The organism is Streptomyces sp. NPDC059455 (assembly GCF_042750115.1).
GTDB classification, from domain to species: domain Bacteria; phylum Actinomycetota; class Actinomycetes; order Streptomycetales; family Streptomycetaceae; genus Streptomyces; species Streptomyces endocoffeicus.
Map to the genome: position 1 here is coordinate 1 of NZ_JBHYVB010000408.1, position 4,216 is coordinate 4,216.

General features: G+C 72.0%; 1 protein-coding gene. It reads right to left on the reverse strand.

Features of this window, described 5'->3' with window-relative positions; translation table 11 throughout:
- Positions 1 to 4,216 (reverse strand): SDR family NAD(P)-dependent oxidoreductase (locus tag ACFXB5_RS52865; protein ID WP_385223107.1); only part of this gene is annotated, 4,216 nt, incomplete at both ends.

Below are 4,216 nucleotides of genomic sequence, written 5' to 3' on the forward strand. Positions count from 1 at the left end.
GCGGCGGCGATTTCGCCGATGGAGTGGCCGATGACGGCGTCGGGGCGTACGCCGACGGAGTCGAGGAGTCGTGCCAGGGCGATGTGCAGGGCGAAGAGTCCGGCCTGGGCGTAGGTGGTGTGGTCCAGCAGCCCGGTACGCTCCGGGTCGGTGTCGAAGACCACCTGCCGTAGCGGGTGTTCCAGATGCGGATCGAGCAGACTGCACACCTCGTCGAAGGCTTCGGCGAAGACGGGGAAGCGGTCGTAGAGTTCGGCGCCCATGCCGGGGCGCTGGCTGCCCTGCCCGCTGAACAGGAACACCGTCTGACCGGCGGCCTCGGCCGTCTCCCTGGGCTCCACCAGGCCCGGATGTGGTTCTCCGGCGGCCAGTGCCTCCAGCCCTGCCACCAGCGTTTCACGGTCCTGGCCGATGACCACGGCGCGGTGGTCGAAGAGCGTCCTGGACCGCAGCAGGGACCAGCCCACCTCGGCAGCGCTCACCTCGGGGTCGGCGTTCACCCGTTCGGCCAGCGCCCGCGCCTGACCCCGTAGCGCCTCCGTACCGCGCGCGGACACCACCCACGGCACCGGCCCACCCATCGGCTCCGCCGAGTTCGCCGAGTCCGCCGAGTCCACCGGTCCCGCCTCGATGGCTCCGACCGCCGCCACCGGCTCCTCGGGCGCCTGCTCCACGATGACATGCGCGTTGGTCCCGCTGATGCCGAACGACGAGATACCCGCCCGGCGTGGATGTTCGCCCCGTGGCCACTCCCGCGCCTCGGCCAGCAGGCTGACATCGCCCGCGTTCCAGTCCACATGGGGTGTCGGTTCGTCGATGTGCAGTGAGGCGGGCAGCACCTCGTGGCGCATCGCCATCACCATCTTGATGACCCCGGCCACTCCGGCGGCGGCCTGAGTGTGGCCGATGTTGGACTTGATGGACCCCAGCCACAGCGGACGCCCCTCGGGCCGCTCCTGCCCGTACGTGGCCAGCAGCGCCTGCGCCTCGATCGGATCGCCGAGCGTGGTGCCGGTGCCGTGTCCCTCCACCACATCGACCTCTGCCGGGGACAGCCGGGCGTTGGCGAGCGCTTGGCCGATCACCCGCTGCTGCGAGGGCCCATTCGGCGCGGTCAGGCCGTTGCTCGTGCCGTCCTGGTTGACCGCAGAGCCCCGGATCACCGCCATTACCCGGTGGCCGTTGCGGCGCGCGTCCGACAGTCGTTCCAGCAGCAGTAGCCCGGCGCCCTCGCCCCAGCCGGTGCCGTCGGCCGCCGATGCGAACGGCTTGCACCGGCCGTCGGCCGCCAGACCGCGCTGGCGGGAGAACTCAATGAAGGTGGTCGGCGTGGCCATCACCGTCACGCCACCCGCCACCGCCATCGTGCATTCGCCCTGCCGCAGCGCCTGGGCGGCCAGATGCATGGCCACCAGCGAGGACGAGCACGCCGTGTCCACCGTCACCGCAGGGCCTTCGAGGCCGAACGCATACGCCACCCGGCCCGACATGACACTCGGCGTACCGCCCGCGAGCAGATATCCCTCGACCTCCCGCGCCGAGGAGTTGCCGGAGGCGCCGTAGCCCTGATAGGTGCCGCCCGCGAAAACGCCGGTGTTGCTGCCCGCGAGTGTGTCCCGGTCCAGGCCCGCGCTCTCGAAGGTCTCCCAGGCGGTTTCGAGGAGCAGCCGCTGTTGGGGGTCCATGGCGAGCGCCTCGCGCGGGCTGATGCCGAAGAACGCCGCGTCGAACCCGGCCGCGTCGTGGAGGAAACCGCCCTCGCGCGCATAGCTGGTGCCCAGACGCTCGGGGTCGGGATCGAAGAGGGTGTCCAGATCCCAGTCGCGGTCGACGGGCATCTCCCCGATGGCGTCCCGGCCCGCGACGACCAGCTGCCACAGCTCCTCCGGCGAGCGCACCCCGCCCGGGTAGCGGCAGGCCATGCCGACGATCGCGATCGGCTCGTCGTCGGCGGCCACGGACGACGTGTGGGCGGTGACGGACGACGTGTGGGCGGTGACGGCGGCCTTCTGCCCCGTGAGTTCGGCACCCAGATACGTGGCGAGCGCATTCGGCGTCGGATGGTCGAATACCAGCGCCGGAGCGAGGGCGAGGCCGGTGGTGGCGGCGAGCTGATTGCGCAGCTCGACCGCGGTGAGGGAGTCGAAGCCCAGCTCCTGGAAGGGCTGCCCCGGGGGAACCGCGTCCAGGCCGGAGTGGCCGAGGATCGTCGCTGCCAGGGTCTGGATATGGCGGACCAGGATCTGGTGGCGCTGAGTGGCGGGCGCCGCGCTGAGCTGTTGCCGCAGCGGATTGTCGTCGGCGGTGGCCGTGGGCGTGGCGGGCTCGGGGCTCGACGGCATCAGCCGGGTGAGCAACGGACTCGGGCGCTGCGCGGTGAACGTACGGCCGAACCTCTCCCAGTCGACATCCGCGATCGTGACGGCGGTGTCGTCGTGTGTCAGCGCGTGCTGCAGCGACGCGATGGCGAGGTCGGTCGGGAGAGGGGAGAGACCCCGCCGCTTGAGGTGGGAGAGCGTGTGCTGGTCGGCCGCCATGCCCGCCTCGCCCCACGGCCCCCAGGCGAGGCTGGTGGCGGGCAGGCCCCGGGCCCGGCGGTGTTCGGCGAGCGCGTCCAGGTAGGTGTTCGCGGCGGCGTAGGCGGCCTGTTGCCCACTGCCCCATGTCGCGGCGTTCGACGAGAAGAGAACGAAGGCCGTGAGATCGAGATCCTGGGTGAGGTCGTGCAGATGAGCGGCGGCCAGGGCCTTGGACCGCAGAACGGGCTGCAACCGCCCGGGGTCCAGCTCGCCGATCTCACCCAGTTCCATCGTGCCGGCGGTGTGGACGACCGCGGTGAGGGGATGTTCCTCGGGGACGGCGTCGATGAGCCGCCGGAGCGCGGCGTGGTCGGAGACATCGCAGGCGGTGATGGTGACGTCCGTCCCCAGCGCGGTGAGCTCCTCGCTGAGTTCGGACGCGCCGGGCGCGTCGGGCCCGGAACGGCTGACGAGGTGGAGACGGGGTGCGCCCCTGCCGGCCAGCCAGCGGGCGATCTGGGCGCCGAGACCGCCGGTGCCGCCGGTGATGAGCGTGGTGCCCGACGGCTCCCAGGGGGCGGGGGCGGTGTCGGCGGCGGGCACACGGGTGAGACGGCGTGCGTACGTACCGGTGGTGCGGATGGCGACTTGGTCCTCGGGCTGCCCGGGGACGAGAAGGGCCGCCAGCCGACCCGCGGTGTGGTGGGTCATGGTGGCGGGCAGATCGATGAGACCGCCCCAGCGCTGCGGACGCTCCAGCGCCGCCACCCGGCCGAACCCCCAGATCTGCGACTGCCCGGGGTGGGGGAGGAGGTCGCCGCGGCCGGTGGCGACGGCGCCCTGCGTGACACACCACAGGGGCGCGCTGATTCCGGCGTCATCGAGAGCCTGGAGGAGCGCGGTGGTGGCACCGAGCCCGGCGGACACCGCGGAGTGGCCGGTGAGGGGTTCCTGGTCGAGGGCGAGCAGGCTGATGACCCCGGCGAGCTGGGACTCCTCGGTCAGCCGGTCGAGGCGTTCGCGGAACGCGGCGCGATCGATGTGATGAGCGTCGACCGCGTACGGGAGTGCCGTGGCGCCGTGCGCCCGCAGCGCCTGGAGGGTGACCTGGACCGTGGTGTGCTCCTCCTGCCCGGCTGGGACGACCACCAGCCAGATGCCCGTCAGGGCCGGGGTGGCCGGGTCGGGGAGCTGCTGCCACGTGGCCCGGTAGCGCCAGGAGTCGATGGTGGAGCGTTCACGGTGCTGCCGCCGCCAGGCGGACAGTACGGGGAGTGCGGGCAGCAGGGCGTCGATGCCGGGGCTGTCCTTGTCCAGCTGGAGTGTGCTGGTGAGGGCGTCGACGTCGAGCTCCTCGATGGCATGCCAGAGCTGCGCCTCGGCCGGGTCCCCGGCAGCCCCCTCGAAGCTCGTACGGGCGGTGGGCTGGGCCAGCCAGAAGCGCTGGTGCTGGAAGGCATACGTCGGCAACCCGACGACCTGGGGGGCCGGGTCGGCGGGGTACCAGCTGGTCCAGCCGACGTCGACACCGGTGGTGTGCAGCCGGGCGAGGGTGTGGGTGAGGGCCTGCCCCTCGGGCTGCTTTCGGGTGAGGGTGGAGGCGATGAGCGGTGTTGTGGGGTTGTTCTGGTGGAGGGTGTGGTGGGTTGCGGTGGTGAGGATGGGGTCGGGGCTGAGTTCGAGGTAGATGCTGGTGT